This window comes from Salinarimonas sp. (genome assembly GCF_046292825.1).
In the GTDB taxonomy this organism is placed as follows: Bacteria; Pseudomonadota; Alphaproteobacteria; order Rhizobiales; family Beijerinckiaceae; genus Salinarimonas.
This window is the reverse complement of the sequence record NZ_JBKBQG010000065.1, coordinates 1-16,215: the sequence shown is the minus strand read 5'-3', so window position 1 is coordinate 16,215 and position 16,215 is coordinate 1. Positions and strand designations below refer to the sequence as shown.

Here is a 16,215-nt window from a genome sequence, read left to right as displayed (position 1 = left end):
CCCGCTGCCGCCGCACGCGCTCTATCCCGCCCCCGACGAATGGGCCGGCGCGCTCGCGAGCGCGCGCAGCGTGCGCCTCACCCCCTTCGCGATTCCCGAGAGCGAGGGCCGCGCGGTCGTCGATTGCGGGGCGCGGCGCGGACGCTCCTTCGTCGCCGAGCGCGAGGCGGAGGGCACGAACGTCTTCGAGGCCGCGGTCGAACACGTGCGGGCTCTGCAGGCGCAGGGGCGCAAGGTCGTCCTCGCCGCATGGTCGGAGGGCTCGCGCGAGCGTCTCGCGCACGTCGTCGCCGATCACGGGTTGACGAATGTCGCCTCGCTCCGCCGCCTCTCGGACGTCGCGGGGCTCGACAAGGGCACGACCGGGCTCGCCGTGTGGGGGATCGAGGCGGGGTTCGAGGCGGGCGATCTCGCGGTCATCGGCGAGCAGGACATTTTGGGCGATCGGCTGGTGCGCCCGCGCCGTCGCTCCAAGCGCCCGCAGGACGTGCTCTCGGACGTCTCCGCGCTGACGCCGGGCGACGTCGTCGTGCACGCGGACCACGGCATCGGTCGCTTCGTGGGCTTGAAGACGATCGAGGCGGCGGGCGCCCCGCACGATTGCGTGGAGCTGCATTATGCCGGCGGCGATCGCCTCTTCCTGCCCGTCGAGAACATCGAGCTCCTGACCCGCTACGGGTCGGAAGACACGGAAGTCCAGCTCGACAAGCTCGGCGGCGGCGCCTGGCAGGCGCGCAAGGCCAAGATGAAGGCGCGCATCCGCGAGATGGCGGGCCAGCTCATCAAGATCGCCGCCGCGCGCGTCCTCAAGGAGGCGCCCAAGCTCGGCGCGCCGGAGGGGCTCTACGACGAATTCGCCGCCCGCTTCCCCTTCGAGGAGACGGACGACCAGCTCGCCGCGATCGACGCCGTCCTCTCCGACATGGCGTCGGGGCGGCCGATGGACCGGCTCGTGTGCGGCGACGTCGGCTTCGGCAAGACCGAGGTCGCTCTGCGCGCCGCCTTCGCGGCGGCGATGGCGGGCAAGCAGGTGGCGATCGTCGCGCCCACCACGCTGCTCGCCCGCCAGCATCACAAGACCTTCTCCGAGCGCTTCAAGGGACTGCCCGTCCAGGTCGGCCACGCCTCGCGCTTCGTCACGGCCGCCGAGCTCAAGCGCGTCAAGGAGGGGCTCGCCGACGGGACGATGGACATCGTGGTCGGCACCCACGCGCTCCTCGGCAAGAGCGTGAAGTTCCGCGATCTCGGCCTCATCGTGGTCGACGAGGAGCAGCATTTCGGCGTCACCCACAAGGAGCGGCTCAAGGAGCTGCGCGCGGAGGTGCACGTGCTGACCCTGTCCGCGACGCCGATCCCGCGCACGCTCCAGCTCGCGCTCACCGGCGTGCGCGAACTCTCCATCATCGCGACCCCGCCCGTGGATCGCCTCGCGGTGCGCACCTTCGTGACGCCCTTCGATCCGCTCCTCGTGCGCGAGGCGTTGCTCCGCGAGCGCTATCGCGGCGGGCAGTCCTTCTACGTCGCCCCGCGCATCGAGGATCTGGCCGAGGTGAAGGCCTTCCTCGATCAGGAGATGCCCGAGGCCAAGGTCGCGATCGCCCACGGCCAGATGCCGGCCGCCCAGCTCGAAGACGTGATGACGGCCTTCTACGAGGGCAAGTTCGACATCCTCCTCTCGACGACCATCGTCGAATCGGGGCTCGACATCCCCACCGCCAACACGCTGATCGTCCACCGCGCGGACATGTTCGGGCTCGCTCAGCTCTACCAGCTGCGCGGGCGCGTCGGGCGCTCGAAGACGCGCGCCTACGCGCTCTTCACGGTGCCGGCGAACCGCCAGATCACGGTCCAGGCGGAGCGGCGGCTCAAGGTGCTGCAATCGCTCGACACGCTCGGCGCCGGCTTCCAGCTCGCGAGCCACGATCTCGACATCCGCGGCGCCGGCAACCTGCTCGGCGAGGAGCAGTCCGGCCACATCAAGGAAGTCGGCTACGAGCTCTACCAGCAGATGCTCGAGGAGGCGGTCGCGCAGGCCAAGGAGGGGCTGGAGGAGCCCGTGGGCGACCAATGGTCGCCCAATATCGCGCTCGGCGTGCCGGTGATGATCCCCGAGAGCTACGTCGCCGATCTGCAGGTGCGCCTCGACCTCTACCGCCGGCTCGCGACCTTCGAGACGGAGGACGACGTCGCCTCCTTCGGCGCGGAACTGCGCGACCGCTTCGGCGAACGCCCTCCGGAGGTCGATCAGCTGCTCGAGGTGATGGGCATCAAGATCCTGTGCCGGCGCGCGAATGTCGAGAAGGTCGATGCCGGCCCGAAGGGCATCATCGTCTCCTTCCGCGACAATGCCTTCGCCAATCCGCAGGGCCTCGTCGCCTATGTCGGCGAGCAAGGGCCGGCGGCGAAGGTGCGTCCGGACATGAAGATCGTCTTCGTGCGCGACGTCGCCGATCTCGGCCGCCGCCTCAAGACCACGAAGACCATCCTGCGCAACCTCGTGAAGATCGCAGAGGGCAAGGTCGCGGCTTGAGCCGAGCGACCTGGGGACGGGGCCACCGCCTCGCTTGCGTCCGGGCGTCCCACGATGACACGTAAGGAGAGCGGCCCGGTTCGGGCCGCTCGTGATTCGCGACCTCGGGAGGACGATCGGCGGATGGACGGGGTCTTCACGGGTGGGGTTTTGGCGAAGGGCCTCGAGGCGGGCGAGCGCGGGCCGCTTCTGGGCGTCGCCGCCTCGCTCACCGGGCGCACCTGGCGCGAGCGGCTCGATGCGCGCGACATCCTGCGCGCGGAGGCGATCGCGCAGGCCCACGGCGTGCCGGACCTGCTCGCGCGGGTGCTCGCCGGGCGCGGCGTCGGCATCGAGGAGGCCGCCGCCCATCTCGCGCCGCGGCTGCGCGACCTGATGCCGGACCCTCACGTCCTCGTCGACATGGAGGCGGCGGCGACGCGCCTCGCGGACGCCGTCGAGCGGCGCGAGAGCGTGGCGATCTTCGGCGATTACGACGTCGACGGCGCCTGCTCTTCCGCGCTCCTCGCCACCTATCTCGAGGCGCTCGGCGTGCCCGTGCGCGTCCACATTCCCGATCGGATCGTGGAGGGCTACGGGCCGAACGTCGCCGCGATCCGGGCCTTCGCGGAGGACGGCGCGCGCCTCCTCGTCGCCGTCGATTGCGGCACGGCGAGCCACGAGCCCTTCGCGGAGGCGGCGCGGCTCGGGCTCGACGTCGTCGTCCTCGACCACCACCAGGCGCCCGAGACGCTGCCGTCCGTCGTCGCCCTCGTGAACCCGAACCGCCAGGACGATCTCTCCGGCCTCGGCCATCTGTGCGCGGGCGGAATCGTCTATCTCGCCCTCGTCGCGCTCGCGCGCACCCTGCGGTCGCGCGGGCGCGCGGGCCTGCCCGATCTCCTCGCCGGGCTCGATCTCGTCGCGCTCGCGACCGTCGCCGACGTCGTGCCGCTGACGGGGCTCAACCGCGCCTTCGTCCGGCAGGGGCTCACCGTGATGCGCGCCCGCGCGCGCCCCGGCCTCGCCGCCCTCCTCGACGTCGCTGGGCTGTCGAGCGCGCCGGAGGCGTGGCATCTCGGCTTCCTCGTCGGCCCGCGCATCAATGCCGGCGGGCGCATCGGCGACGCCGCGCTCGGCGCGCGCCTCCTCGCCGAGACGGACCCGATCGCGGCAGGGGCCATCGCCGAGCGGCTCGACCAGCTCAACCGCGAGCGCCAGGCGATCGAGGGCGAGGCGCTCGTCGAGGCGCTCGCCCAGGCCGAACGCGCGCTCGATGCCGATCCGCACGCGCCCCTCGTCCTCGCCTTCGCGCAGGATTGGCACCCGGGCATCGTCGGCCTGATCGCGGCGCGGCTCAAGGAGCGCTTCCGCCGCCCAGCCTTCGCCTTCGCGGGCGCGGCGGAGGGTCTCGCGACGGGCTCGGCGCGCTCCGTCGCGGGCGCCGATGTCGGGCGGGTGGTGCGCGCGGCGGTCGAGGCCGGCCTCGCGGCGAAGGGCGGCGGCCACGCCATGGCGGCGGGCGCCACGGTCGCGCGCGACAAGCTCGACGCGTTCCGCGCCTTCGCGGCCGAGCGTCTGGCCGAACCCGTCGCGGCCTCGCTCGCCGAGGACGCGCTCCTGATCGACGCGCGCCTCACCGCCGGCGGCGCGACGCCCGAGCTCCTCGCCGCCCTCGCCGATGCGGGGCCCTTCGGCGCCGGCTGCCCCGAGCCGGTCTTCGCGCTCGCCCATCACAGGGTCGCGGATGCGCGGGTCGTCGGCGGCGGGCACGTGAAGGCGACGCTCTCCTCCGGCGACGGCGCCCAGATCGGCGCGATCGCCTTCCGCTGCGCCGACCAGCCGCTCGGCCGCGCGCTCCTCGACGCGATCGGCCGCCCGGTCCACGTCGCAGGCTCGCTCACCCGCAATTCCTGGGGCGGGCGCGAGCGCGTCGAGCTGCGCCTCCTCGACGCGGCCCTGCCGTGAGCCGACGCGCCACGACTCACTTGCGAACCCCCGCGAACCCCTCTATAGACCCCCTCGGCGCCCCTCCCCGAGGCGCGCGCCCCGCGCCCTTCGTCTAGCGGTCTAGGACGTCGCCCTTTCACGGCGAAAACACGGGTTCGAGTCCCGTAGGGCGCGCCACTTTTCCGATCACTCAACCGTCCGCCCCTACCGATCGACCGCTCGACGGCTCGACATGCGCGCCCGGGCGCTCGAGGACGTCTCGCCAGAAGCGGCCGGCGATCGGCGACAGGGTGCGGCCTTCGCTGCGGACGAGGTAGTAGGGCTCGCTGCGGGCCGGCAGGCTCACCGGCAGGATCGTCGTCGTCTGGGTGCGGCTCAGGACGTTGGCGACCTCGGTCGAGAGGAGCGCGACGAAATCGGGATTGCGCTGCAGGAGCGCGAGCGTCGCGAAGGCCGACGTCGTCTCGACGAGGCTCGTGGGGAAGCGCAGCTCCTGCGCCTGGAATTCCTGCTCGAGATAGCGCCGCATCGGCATGTTCGCCGCATAGACGATCCACGTGCTCTCGGCGAGATCGCGCAGGCTCGCCGGCCCCGCGGCGAGGGGATGGGCGACGTTGGCGACGACGGCGAGCTCCTCCTCCCAGATCCGCCGGTCGACGTAGCGCTCGGGCCTGGCGCTGACGCTCGTGCGGCAGATGGCGAGCTCGATGCGGCCGTCGTCGAGGAGCGCGAGCAGGTTCGCGCTCGTGTCCTCGACGAGCTCGACGCGGATGTCCCGGTTGCGCTCCATCAGCCGCGTCAGATGGTGGGTCAGGAGCGGCACCGCGCCCATGATGGTGCCCACCGCGAGCCGCCCCCCGTGCCCGTCGAGGATGCCGCGCATGTCCTCGCGCAAATGCGCCATGTCCTGCTGGATCAGCCGCGCGTAGCGCACGACGCAATGGCCGAGCTCGTTGGCGCGCAGGCCCCGGTTCGTGCGCAGGAACAGCGGGTGGCCGATCGCGTGCTCGATCTCCTGGAGCGCCTTCGTCGCGCCGGGCTGGCTGATCGCCACCGCCTCGGCGGCCTTCAGGAGCGAGCCGTGGTCGGCGATCGCGGTCAGGAGCCGGAAGTGGCGCAGCTTGAGCCGGGCGAGCATCGGCTCGAGATCGGGCAGCATCTGATATTCCATTCCGTCATAGCGATATCGGAACACTCGATTAGCCGGGTTTCGACGCGACGGCTATAGAGCGAAGAACAACAACGTGAAACGGCAGCTGCGCGTAACGGCATTGCGCCACGCTTCGCCGGGCGGGAAACGCCACTTGCCGTTTCAGAATACGAGAGGCGCTCGGCGCCCGGGAGGAAAGATGCCGCAGCCGCTCCGGTGGCTCATGAGGCTGTTCGACCACCTGCTGGTGCTCGGCATGAGCGTCATGAGCCTGATGGTCTTCTGGAACGTCGTGCTGCGCTACGGCTTCAATTCCGGCATTCCGTTCTCGGTCGAGGTGTCGCGGCTGATCTTCGTGTGGATCGCCTTCGTCGGCGCCGTCGCGGCGCTGGCGCAGGGCGCGCATATGAGCGTCGACACGCTCGTCGCGCGGCTCCCGAAGCCGGCACGCATCGCCTGCTTCCTCGTCGCCCACGGCCTCATGCTCTGGATCTGCGTGCTGCTCTGGCAGGGCAGCTGGTCGCAGACGATGCTCAACTGGAACAACCGCGCGCCGATCTCCGGCATCTCGATGGGCCTGATGTACGCCGCGGGGCTGGTGGCCTCCGCCTGCATGGGGCTCATCCTCCTCGTCAATCTCTGGCGCGCGCTGCGCGGCGAATTGCCCGCGACCTGGGCCGGGCGCAGGGCGCCGGCCGAAAGCGGCGGCGAGCCGGGAGAGGCGCCGCGATGACCGCGCTCGTCTTCCTCGGCTCACTGTTCGGCGCCATCGGCATCGGGATTCCGATCGCCTTCGCGCTGATGCTGTGCGCGCTCGCCCTGATGTTCCTCCTCGGCCATGTCGACGCGCAGATTCTCGCCCAGAAGCTGATCGACGGCGCCGACAGCTATCCGCTGATGGCGATCCCGTTCTTCCTGCTCGCCGGCGAGCTGATGAACGCGGGCGGGCTCTCGAAGCGGATCGTCAACGTCGCGCTCGCGCTCTTCGGGCATCTGCGCGGGGGTCTCGGCTACGTCGTCATCGGCACCGGGCTCGTGCTCGCGAGCCTCTCGGGCTCCGCCATCGCCGACACCGCGACGCTCGCGGTGATGCTGATCCCGCTGATGCGCGAGGCGGGCTACCGGATCGACCGCGCGAGCGGACTGATGGCGGCGACGGGTATCATCGCGCCGATCATCCCGCCCTCCGTCGGCTTCGTCGTCCTCGGCGTCACCGCCAACATCTCGATCGTGCGCCTGTTCATGGCGGGCATCGTGCCGGGCCTCCTGATGGCGGCGAGCCTCGTTCTCGTCTGGTGGTGGATCTCGCGCCGCGACGAGACGGCCGCCTTGCCGAAGCAGCCGCGAAAGGTCGTCCTCGCCAATCTGCGCTCGGCGGTGTGGGCGCTCTTCCTGCCCGTGATCATCATCGGCGGCCTGCGCTTCGGCATCTTCACGCCGACGGAAGCCGGCGTCGTCGCGGCGGCCTACGCGCTGTTCGTCGGCCTCGTCGTCTATCGCGAGATGTCGCCGGCCGCGCTCCACGCGGCGATCCTGGGCGCCGCGCGCACGACGGCCGTCATCATGCTGCTGATCGCGGCCTCCAGCGTCACCGCCTTCCTCGTGACGATCGCGAACCTGCCGGGTCAGCTCATCGGGCTCCTGCAGCCCTTCATGGACAACCCGACGCTCCTGATGGCGGTGATCGTGCTCGGCGTCTTCGTGATCGGCATGGTGCTCGATTTCACGCCGGCCATCACGATCCTCGTGCCGCTCCTGATGCCCGTGGTGATCGCGGCCGGCATCGACCCGATCTATTTCGGCGTCGTGTTCCTGATGACGGCGGCGGTCGGGATGATCACGCCGCCGGTGGGCGCAGTCCTCAACACGGTCTGCGGCGTGAGCCGGATCTCGATGGGCGCCGCGACGCGCGGGATCCTGCCGTTCCTCTTGGCCGAGATGGCGGTGATCGTCCTTCTCGTCCTGTTCCCGGCCTTGGTCACGGTGCCGGCATCCTGGTTCTACTGAAAAACTCGAAGCAAACGGAGGAGACGACATGAAGAAAACGCTCGCCGCCCTCGCTCTCGCCGGCGCGATGCTCGCGTCCGCGTCGGCGTCCGCGCAGAACGCCCGCCTCGGCTACGTGCCGATCGAGGCGCACCCCGTCGGCCAGGGCTCGATCCGCTTCGCCGAGCTCGTCGCGCAGAAGACGGACGGCCGCGTCACCATCCAGACCTTCGGCAGCGGCGTCCTCGGCAACGAGCCGCAGATGCAGTCCTCGCTGCAGGCGGGCTTCCTCGACGTGATGGTGGGGCCGACCTCGAACCTCGTGGGCACGATCCCCGAATTCCTGATCTTCGACCTGCCCTTCTTCTACGCCGATTTCGACGCGGTCGACGCGGTCACCGACGGCCCGGTCGGCGAGGCACTGTTCGCGCGGCTCGAATCCATGGGCATCGTGGGCCTCGCCTATTGGGACAACGGCTTTCGCCACATGACGAACGCGCTGCGTCCCGTCGAGCGCGTCGAGGACATGGAGGGGCTCAAGATCCGCGTGATCCCCAACCCGCTCTTCATCGCGACCTTCGAGGCGCTCGGCACCAACCCGGTGCCCCTGCCCTATCCCGAGCTCTACACGGCGCTCGAGAGCCGCGCCGTCGATGCGCAGGAGACGCCGGTCGGCCTCATCTACGCGAGCAAGTTCTACGAGGTGCAGGACCACCTGACGCTGACCGGGCACGTCTACACCCCCTACGTGCTCCTCGCCAGCAAGCGCTGGTTCGACAGCCTGTCCGCCGAGGACCAGGCGCTCGTCATGGAGGCGGCTCGGGAATCCGCCGAGTACCAGCGCGGCCTCTCGCGCAACGACGCCGAGCGCCTGACGGGGCTTCTCGAGGAGGAGGGGATGCAGGTCACCCGCCTCACCGAGGAGGAGATGGAGAAGCTGCGCGCGCGCGTCGCGCCCGTCGTCGAGCGCTTCACCGACACGATCGGCGCCGATCTCGTGGCGCAGGCCCGCGAGGCGATGGCCGCCGGCCGCTGACCAGTCCCGGGCCGGGCACGCCCGGCCCGCTCACACCAGTGAAGATGGAGTCGACATGCGTCTGATACAGTTCGAAACCAGCGACGGATCCCGTGCCGTCGGGCTCGTCGAGGGCGACCGCGTCCGCCGCGTCGTCGGCATCGCGACCACGCGGGAGCTGGCGCTCGACGCGATCCGGAGCGGCAAGTCCATCGCCGCGCGCGTGGCCGAGCTGGGGACCGACGCCGCGTTCGACTACGCGCCGCTTCTCGCCGAGCGCCGCGTCCTGCCGCCGATCGACCATCCCGATCCCGCCCATTGCGTGGTCGCGGGGACGGGCCTCACCCATATCGGCAGCGCCGCCTCGCGCTCGAAGATGCACGCGGCGGCGACGAGCGGCGCCGAGGCCGAGATGAACGATTCCATGCGGATGTTCAAATGGGGCCTCGAGGGCGGCAAGCCCGCAAACGGCGCGCCGGGCGTCCAGCCCGAATGGTTCTACAAAGGCGACGGATCGAGCGTCGTGCGCCCCGGCGCGCCGCTGCCCGTGCCCGATTTCGCCGACGACGAGGGCGAGGAGCCGGAGATCGTCGGCCTCTACGTGATCGGCGACGATTGCCGGCCCTACCGGCTCGGCTTCGCCATCGGCAACGAGGCGACCGACCACGTGATGGAGAAGAAGAACTACCTCTATCTCGCCCATTCGAAGCTGCGCGCCTGCGCCTTCGGCCCGGAGCTGCGGATCGGCGAATTGCCCTCCCATGTCGAGGGAGTGGCACGCATCCGGCGCGGCGGCACGGTGATCTGGGAGAAGGCGTTCCCGACGGGCGAGGACAACATGTCCCACTCGATCGCCAATCTCGAGTTCCACCACTTCAAATATGCCCAGTTCCTGCGGCCGGGCGACGTGCACGTCCAGTTCCTGGGAACCTCGGTCGCCTCCTTCGGCGACGGCGTGAGGACCGAGATCGGCGACGTGTTCGAGATCGAGATCCCCGAATTCGGCGCGCCGCTCGTCAACGGCACCGAGAAGGTGCCCGCTCCCGTCGCCATGGGGGCGGTGACGCCGCTCTGACGACCTTCCCGCGCCGCCGCCGCCTCTCGGGCGACGGCGCGGCCCCGATCCGCCTCGCCTGTTTCCAAACTCCGCAAGAAGGGCCCGCCAGATGGCCGCAATCACCTATCTCACGGACATCGAGTTCGGCGCCGGCGCCGTCGCGCAGATCCCCGATCGGCTCGCGCGGCTCGGGGTCCGCCGCCCGCTCCTCGTCTCGGACCGCGGCGTCGCGGCGGCCGGGCTCCTCGACGCGGTCGCGCCTCACCTGCCCGCGGACGTCCCGACCTTCCTCGACGTGCCCTCGAACCCGACCGAGGAGGCGACGCTCGCGGCCGTGGCGCTCTATCGCGAGCGCGATTGCGACGGCGTCGTCGCCGTCGGCGGCGGCTCGCCGATCGACCTCGCCAAGGGCGTCGCGCTGATGGCGACCCACGAGGGCGCGATGGCGCGTTTCGCCCTGATCGAGGGCGGGCTCTCCGCGATCACCCCGGCCGTCGCCCCGGTGATCGCGGTGCCGACGACGGCGGGGACCGGATCGGAGGTCGGGCGCGCGGCGCTGATCACCCTCGCGGACGGGCGCAAGCTCGGCCTCGTGAGCCCTCATCTGATCCCCAAGGCCGCGATCTGCGATCCCGAGCTGACGCTCGGCATGCCGCCCGCGCTCACCGCCGCGACGGCGCTCGACGCGCTCTCGCATTGCCTCGAGACCTATCTCTCGCCGCGCGACAACCCGCCCGCGGAGGCGATCGCGCTCGACGGCGCGGCGCGGATCTGGGGCAACGTCCTCGCCGCCTTCGAGAACGGCGCGGACCTCGCCGCGCGCAGCGCGCTGATGATGGGCTCGCTGCAGGGCGGCCTCACCTTCCAGAAGGGGCTCGGCGCCGTCCACGCGCTCTCGCACGCGCTCGGCGGCCTCAAGTCGCCCAATCTCCACCACGGCACGCTCAACGCGATCCTGATGCCCGCCGTGATGCGGGCCAACCGCGCGGCCGCGCCCGAGAAATTCGCTAGGATCGAGACCGCGCTCGGGATCGCGCCGGGCGGGCTCGAAGACGCGCTCGCCGCGCTCAACAGCAGGCTCGGCATCCCCGCCGGGCTCAAGACGTTGGGCCTGCGCGAGGAGCAGATCGACGGGGTCGTGCGCGGCGCCCTCGCCGATCACAGCCACCCCACCAATCCCCGTCCGCTCACGGCGGAGGATTACCGGTCGCTGATCGAGAGCGTCTACGTCTGAGGCAAGGAGAGGCCGCCATGCATGGGAACCTGATCGACGGCGAATGGGTCGAGGGCGACGCGACGCCGAACGTCAACCCCTCCGACACGCGCGACGTCGTCGGCCATTACGCGAGCGCGAGCGCCGCGGACGCGGAGCGCGCGATCGCGGCCGCCAAGGCGGCCTTCCCCGCCTGGTCGCGCTCGGGGCTCCTCGAGCGCCACGCGATCCTGCGCAAGGCGGCCGACGAGATCCTCGCGCGCAAGGAGGAGCTCGGGCGGCTGCTCGCCCGCGAGGAGGGCAAGACGCTCGCGGAGGGCATCGGCGAGACGGTCCGCGCGGGCCAGATCTTCGATTTCTTCGCCGGCGAGGTGCTGCGGCTTTCCGGCGAGACGCTCGCCTCTGTGCGGCCGGGCATCGGCATCGAGGTGACGCGCGAGCCTGTCGGGGTCGTGGGCCTGATCACGCCCTGGAACTTCCCCGTCGCCATCCCCGCCTGGAAGATCGCGCCCGCGCTCTGCTACGGCAACACGGTCGTGTTCAAGCCGGCCGAGCTCGTGCCGGGCAGCGCCTGGGCGCTCGTCGACATCCTCCATCGCGCCGGTTTGCCGCGGGGCGTCCTCAACCTCGTCATGGGCAAGGGCTCCGTCGTCGGCCAGGCGATGCTCGACAGCCCCGATCTCGACGCCCTGAGCTTCACCGGCTCGGTCGGGACGGGGCGGCGCGTCGCGCTCGCCTCGATCGAGCGGAACCGCAAGTTCCAGCTCGAGATGGGCGGCAAGAACCCGATGGTCGTCCTCGACGACGCCGATCTCGACGTCGCCGTCGAATGCGCCATGAATTCGGCCTTCTACTCGACGGGTCAGCGCTGCACGGCGTCCTCGCGGCTGATCGTGACGCAGGCGATCCACGATCGCTTCGTCGAGGCCCTGAGCGAGCGCGTGCTCTCCGCGAAGGTGGGCGATGCCCTCGATCCGGGCACGCAGATCGGCCCCGTGGTCGACGAGCGCCAGCTCGCCCAGGATCTCGACTACATCGCGCTCGGTCGCGAGGAGGGCGCGGACCTCGTCGGCGGCACGCGTCCGAACCTCGAGAAGCCCGGCTTCTACCTGCGGCCCGCTCTGTTCGTCGGCGCCGACAACGGCATGCGCATCGCGCGCGAGGAGATCTTCGGCCCCGTCGCGGCCGTCATCCGCGTGAAGAATTACGAGGAGGCGCTCGCGGTCGCCAACGACACGGAATTCGGCCTCTCGTCGGGCATCTGCACCACTTCGCTGAAGCACGCGACGCACTTCAAGCGCAATGCGCAGGCGGGCATGGTGATGGTGAACCTGCCGACGGCGGGCGTCGATTTCCACGTGCCTTTCGGCGGGCGCAAGGGCTCGAGCTTCGGCCCTCGCGAACAGGGCCGCTACGCCGCGGAGTTCTTCACGACGGTGAAGACCGCCTATACGCTCGCCTGAGACCGCGTCGCCGCGGGCGCCTCGGGAGGGGCGTCCTCGGCGCGGCGCAGGAGGCGCGCGACGAGGCCGCGGGTGAGGGCCGGCATCATGAAGATCGGGAACACGCTCATCGCGAGGTAGAGCTCGACGCCCTGCACCCCGACGACGCTCGTGCCCGCCGCCGCCCAGACGAGCGTGACGTTTCGGTTGCCGCTCACGAGGCCGACCGAGAGCGCGCGCAGCCGGCCGCCCGGCCAGAACAGGGCGGCGCCCAGCACCTGGAAGCCCGCATTCACGGCGAACGCGATGCCGAAGACGCCGGCGACGTCGAGCGGTCGGTCGAGGAACAGGGTCTGCATGCCCCGCATCGCGCCGATCGCGACGAGGATGAGGCCGAGGACGGCGATGCCGGTCATCGCATGCGGGTTCTCCGCGACGAAGCGCCCCGCGAAACGGCGCAGCAGTAGAGCGCAGGCGAAGGCGCCGCCGACGATCGTGCAGAGCCGCAGGGCCATCCCCGAAGCATCGATCTCGAGATCGACGCCGACGAGCAGGCTCGCGAGCGGAGGGATGTAGAGGGGGCACAGCAGCGTCGCGGCGACGGTCGCGAGGAGCGCGAGGGGCGCGCTGAGGCCGAGCATCGCGGCGATGGCGGCTGCGCTCCCCACCGGCGGCGCGAGCATGCACAGGAGCATGCCGAGCGCGAGCCCGTCCGAGAGGCCGAGGAGGCGCACGAGCCCCAGCATGACGAGCGGCACGCCGAAGGTCGTCCAGAGGAGCACCATCGCGATGGTGCTGCGCTGCGCGATCTGCGCATGGAACGCGGGGAGATCGACCTTCAGGAACGCGCCGAGCGTGAAGACGAACACCGCAAGGCCGAGCAGGGGCCGCGCCGCCTCGGCGAGCGGCGGGGCGAGGAGGCCGATCAGCACCCCTCCGAACAGGAGGAGAGGCCCGTTGCGCCCCGCGAAAGCGAGAGCCTCTCGTGCGTGCCACGACGTCATGCTGACACCTCCCGCCTTCTCGATCGAGACCGGAATCGGGACGCCACGGGATCTCGGCTTCGGTGTCGGGCGAGGATGGCCGAGCCGAGAACGCACCGCCTCGGCCGTTCGGAGGAGGCGGCGGAACGCGCTCGCGCTCGCACCGGCCTTGCGCTAGATTTGCCGGGTCGGCGTCGTCGAAGGGCGAGCTTCATGAGCGTGCGACGGGACGCGGAGCGCGGCGCGGTCCGCTTGCGCATGTTCGACGGCTTCCGGCTGCAGACGGCGGACGGGACGATCGCGCTCGGCGCGAAGGCGACGGGTCTCCTCGCGGTGCTCTGTGCGGAGCGCGGCGCGCCGATGGCCCGCGAGCGTCTCGCGACCCTGTTCTGGGGCTCGCATTTCGAGCTCCAGGCGCAGCAGAACCTTCGGCAGACGCTCGCTCGGCTGCGCCGCGTCCTCGGCGACGCGCTCGTGATCTCGCGCGCAGGCGTGGCGCTGTCGCCCGGAATCGTGGAGAGCGATCTCGCCGAATTCGAGGACGGCGTCCGCGACGCGGATCGGGCGCGGGTCGAAGCCGCGCTCGCGCTCTACGGGCGCGGCCTCGCCGACGCGCCGACGATCGAGGAGGACGGCTGGCGGGACTGGCTCGGCACGCAGCGGGCCCGGCTCGACGCCCTCGCGATCGACGCGCGCCTGCGCATGGGCGGTCTCGCGCTGACGCGGGGCGAGACCGCCGACGCGGCGGCGCATGCGCGCGCGGCGATCCTGCTCGACGCCTATCGGGAGGACGCCCATCGCCTGCTCATCGAAGCGCTCGCGCGCGAGGGGCGGCGGGCGGAGGCGCTGCGATCCTACGACGCGCTCGTGGCCGACCTCGCGCGCGAGCTCGGCGTCGCGCCCGATCCGCTCACGCGCGGGCTCGCCGAGGCGCTGCGCGCGGAGGCGGGGCTCGCGCAGGCGGATGCGCGACGGCTGAGCGTCGTCGCCGGGCGCGCGCTCGCGCAGGACCGGCGCGCGGTCCTCTGCATCGCGCGAAGCGGCGACGGTCGCGGGCGGCGGGTCGTCGAGCGGGCGTTCCCCTCGGCGCGCGCGGCCTTGGCGGAAGCGCTCTCGGAGCGAACGCGACAGGGCGCCCGCGTGCGCATCGGCCTCCATGCGGCCCCCGATCCGAGCGACGAGGAGGCCCGCGCGGCGGCCGTGCGCCTGTGCGACGTCGCGCAGCCCGGCGACGTCCTGCTGAGCCCGGACGCGAGCGACGTGCTCTCGCCGCTCGACGCCGCGCTCGAGGATCTCGGCGACCGCGCGAGCCCTGGGCACGAGACACCGGTGCGGGCCTTCCGGCTCGCCGCGGAGGCGCCGAGCGGCTCCTTCGCCCCGTTCGGCGAGACGCTCCTGCCCGTCGTCGCCGTGCTGCCGTTCACGACCCGCGGGGCGGACGCCGCTCACGCGGCGCTCGGCGAGGCGCTGGCGGACGAGATCATCGCGACGCTCTCGCGCAGCGGCGACGTGACCATGATCTCGCGCCTGACGACGCGCGCGCTCGTCGGCCGCGCGCTGAGCCCTCCCGATCTGCGCGCGCGGCTCGGCGCCACCTATGTCCTCTCGGGCGCCGTCGACGTCGCGGGCGATCGTGTGGCGGTGCTCGCGGAACTCGCCGACACCCGCTCGGGCGCCGCCGTCTGGAGCGACCGGATGGAAGCGGGGCTTCGCGATCTCTTCGGCGCGGACGGCCTCGCCGCGGGGCTGCTGCCCGCGCTCGTCGCGGCGATCCTGCGCGTCGAGATGCGCCGGCTCGGCGCGCGCCGCACGATGCCGCTCGAGGACAGCACGCTCCTCCTCGGCGCGATCGCGCTCCTGCATCGCATCTCGACGGAGAACATGGCGGCCGCCGACGAGATCCTGTCGGAACTCGCCGCGCGCGCGCCCGCCCATGCCGCGCCCCATGCCTGGCTCGCGATGTCGCGGGTGCTGCGCGCGAGCCAGGGCTATGCGCAAGACGCGGCCGCCGAGGCCGAGCACGCCCTCGCGAGCGCCGCGCGGGCGCTCGAGGCGGAGCCGGATTGCTCCCTCGCGCTCGCCGTCGAGGCGCATGTCCAGACCTATTTCCGACGCCGCTTCGACCTCGCGCAGGAGCGCCTGTCGCTCGCCGTCGCCGCCAACCCGAGCGACGCGCTCGCCTGGCTCCTGAAGAGCACGCACCACACCTTCCGAGCCGAGGGCGCGCAAGCCGTGGCCGCGGCCACGCGCGCCCGGCAGCTCTCGCCGCTCGACCCGCGGCGCTGGTACCATCTCTCCCTCTCCGCCTCCGCGCACGTGGCCGCCGGGGCTTACGACGAGGCGGTGCGGCTCGCCCGGCAATCGCTCGCCGGCAACCGCCTGCACGCGTCGACCTTCCGCGCGCTGGTGATCGCGCTCTCGCTGTCGGGCCGCGGCGAGGAGGCGCGCGAGGCCGCCCGCGAACTCCTCCTCCTGCAGCCCGACCTGACCGCATCCGGCTACCGCGCCCGCCACCCGGTCGGCGACACCGACGCGGGGGCGCGCTACGCCGAGGCGCTGCGGGATGCCGGCGTGCCGCCGTGACGGCTTGTGGATTCTTCGGCCGATCGCCTCGCGCCGACGTCGATGACGGACGCGACGGGATTCCCCTCCCCCCGCGCAGCGGCGGGGAGGGGTTAGGGGTGGGGGGCGGTGGGGCTTGTGGTGTGGTTTGTGGTAATGCTCCGGCAGACAGGCCGAGCACGCCCCACCACCCGCTCCACAGGCCCTACCGCCCCCCACCCTACCCTCCCCGCCGCTGCGCGGGGGGAGGGGGACGTCGGCGTGGAGATCATCCCTTCCGCCGATCGCCTCGCGCCGACGTCGATGACGAGCGCGACGGGATTCCCCTCCCCCCGCGCAGCGGCGGGG

The 16,215-nt window shown here is 71.8% G+C and carries 11 protein-coding genes and 1 tRNA gene; 10 read left to right on the top strand and 2 right to left on the bottom strand.

What is annotated here, in order from left to right:
* From mfd to ACK4UM_RS19660, 3 genes are all read left to right on the top strand, one after another.
* The coding region (gene mfd, locus ACK4UM_RS19670; protein ID WP_409802540.1) for a transcription-repair coupling factor at positions 1-2,530 on the top strand (2,530 nt) is incomplete at its 5' end.
* A gap of 123 nt (positions 2,531-2,653) precedes the next feature.
* Positions 2,654-4,477, top strand: coding sequence for a single-stranded-DNA-specific exonuclease RecJ (recJ, locus tag ACK4UM_RS19665; protein WP_409802539.1), 1,824 nt, complete (start codon positions 2,654-2,656; stop codon positions 4,475-4,477).
* An 83-nt stretch (positions 4,478-4,560) separates the two neighbouring features.
* Positions 4,561-4,636 (top strand) — tRNA-Glu (locus ACK4UM_RS19660).
* A 13-nt stretch (positions 4,637-4,649) separates the two neighbouring features.
* On the opposite strand, the gene ACK4UM_RS19655 is transcribed toward ACK4UM_RS19660, so the two are convergent.
* Positions 4,650-5,630 (bottom strand): LysR family transcriptional regulator, encoded by a 981-nt coding sequence (locus ACK4UM_RS19655; RefSeq protein ID WP_409802538.1) that lies wholly within the window; start codon positions 5,628-5,630, stop codon positions 4,650-4,652.
* Positions 5,631-5,808: 178 nt separating this feature from the next.
* On the opposite strand from ACK4UM_RS19655, the gene ACK4UM_RS19650 reads away from it, so the two are divergent.
* The 6 genes from ACK4UM_RS19650 (at position 5,809) to ACK4UM_RS19625 (ending at position 12,343) form a co-directional block, all read left to right on the top strand.
* Positions 5,809-6,342, top strand: a complete 534-nt coding sequence (locus tag ACK4UM_RS19650) for a TRAP transporter small permease (RefSeq protein WP_409802537.1) — start codon at positions 5,809-5,811, stop codon at positions 6,340-6,342.
* A complete protein-coding gene (locus ACK4UM_RS19645) occupies positions 6,339-7,616 on the top strand; it encodes a TRAP transporter large permease (RefSeq protein ID WP_409802536.1) in 1,278 nt (425 codons plus the stop codon). Before ACK4UM_RS19650 ends, ACK4UM_RS19645 begins: the two co-directional genes overlap by 4 nt.
* A gap of 28 nt (positions 7,617-7,644) precedes the next feature.
* Positions 7,645-8,631 (top strand): TRAP transporter substrate-binding protein, encoded by a 987-nt coding sequence (locus ACK4UM_RS19640; protein ID WP_409802535.1) that lies wholly within the window; start codon positions 7,645-7,647, stop codon positions 8,629-8,631.
* A gap of 55 nt (positions 8,632-8,686) precedes the next feature.
* A complete protein-coding gene (araD1, locus tag ACK4UM_RS19635; protein ID WP_409802534.1) occupies positions 8,687-9,685 on the top strand; it encodes an AraD1 family protein in 999 nt (332 codons plus the stop codon).
* Positions 9,686-9,776: 91 nt separating this feature from the next.
* Positions 9,777-10,901, top strand: coding sequence for an iron-containing alcohol dehydrogenase (locus ACK4UM_RS19630; RefSeq protein WP_409802533.1), 1,125 nt, complete (start codon positions 9,777-9,779; stop codon positions 10,899-10,901).
* A gap of 17 nt (positions 10,902-10,918) precedes the next feature.
* Positions 10,919-12,343, top strand: a complete 1,425-nt coding sequence (locus tag ACK4UM_RS19625) for an aldehyde dehydrogenase family protein (protein ID WP_409802532.1) — start codon at positions 10,919-10,921, stop codon at positions 12,341-12,343.
* On the opposite strand, the gene ACK4UM_RS19620 is transcribed toward ACK4UM_RS19625, so the two are convergent.
* Positions 12,328-13,326 (bottom strand): hypothetical protein, encoded by a 999-nt coding sequence (locus tag ACK4UM_RS19620; RefSeq protein WP_409802531.1) that lies wholly within the window; start codon positions 13,324-13,326, stop codon positions 12,328-12,330. The two genes, ACK4UM_RS19625 and ACK4UM_RS19620, sit on opposite strands and share 16 nt — an antisense overlap.
* Positions 13,327-13,518: 192 nt before the next feature.
* Here ACK4UM_RS19620 and ACK4UM_RS19615 point away from each other — a divergent pair, with 192 nt between their 5' ends.
* A complete protein-coding gene (locus tag ACK4UM_RS19615; RefSeq protein ID WP_409802530.1) occupies positions 13,519-15,888 on the top strand; it encodes a BTAD domain-containing putative transcriptional regulator in 2,370 nt (789 codons plus the stop codon).
* The last annotated feature ends 327 nt before the right edge of the window (positions 15,889-16,215 follow it).

Excerpts from the sequence above, each read along its gene's own strand:
- recJ (WP_409802539.1), top strand. The coding sequence starts at position 2,654 with ATGGACGGGGTCTTCACGGGTGGGGTTTTGGCGAAGGGCCTCGAGGCG.
- ACK4UM_RS19655 (WP_409802538.1), bottom strand. The coding sequence starts at position 5,630 with ATGGAATATCAGATGCTGCCCGATCTCGAGCCGATGCTCGCCCGGCTC.
- ACK4UM_RS19650 (WP_409802537.1), top strand. The coding sequence starts at position 5,809 with ATGCCGCAGCCGCTCCGGTGGCTCATGAGGCTGTTCGACCACCTGCTG.
- ACK4UM_RS19645 (WP_409802536.1), top strand. The coding sequence starts at position 6,339 with ATGACCGCGCTCGTCTTCCTCGGCTCACTGTTCGGCGCCATCGGCATC.
- ACK4UM_RS19640 (WP_409802535.1), top strand. The coding sequence starts at position 7,645 with ATGAAGAAAACGCTCGCCGCCCTCGCTCTCGCCGGCGCGATGCTCGCG.
- araD1 (WP_409802534.1), top strand. The coding sequence starts at position 8,687 with ATGCGTCTGATACAGTTCGAAACCAGCGACGGATCCCGTGCCGTCGGG.
- ACK4UM_RS19630 (WP_409802533.1), top strand. The coding sequence starts at position 9,777 with ATGGCCGCAATCACCTATCTCACGGACATCGAGTTCGGCGCCGGCGCC.
- ACK4UM_RS19625 (WP_409802532.1), top strand. The coding sequence starts at position 10,919 with ATGCATGGGAACCTGATCGACGGCGAATGGGTCGAGGGCGACGCGACG.
- ACK4UM_RS19620 (WP_409802531.1), bottom strand. The coding sequence starts at position 13,326 with ATGACGTCGTGGCACGCACGAGAGGCTCTCGCTTTCGCGGGGCGCAAC.
- ACK4UM_RS19615 (WP_409802530.1), top strand. The coding sequence starts at position 13,519 with ATGAGCGTGCGACGGGACGCGGAGCGCGGCGCGGTCCGCTTGCGCATG.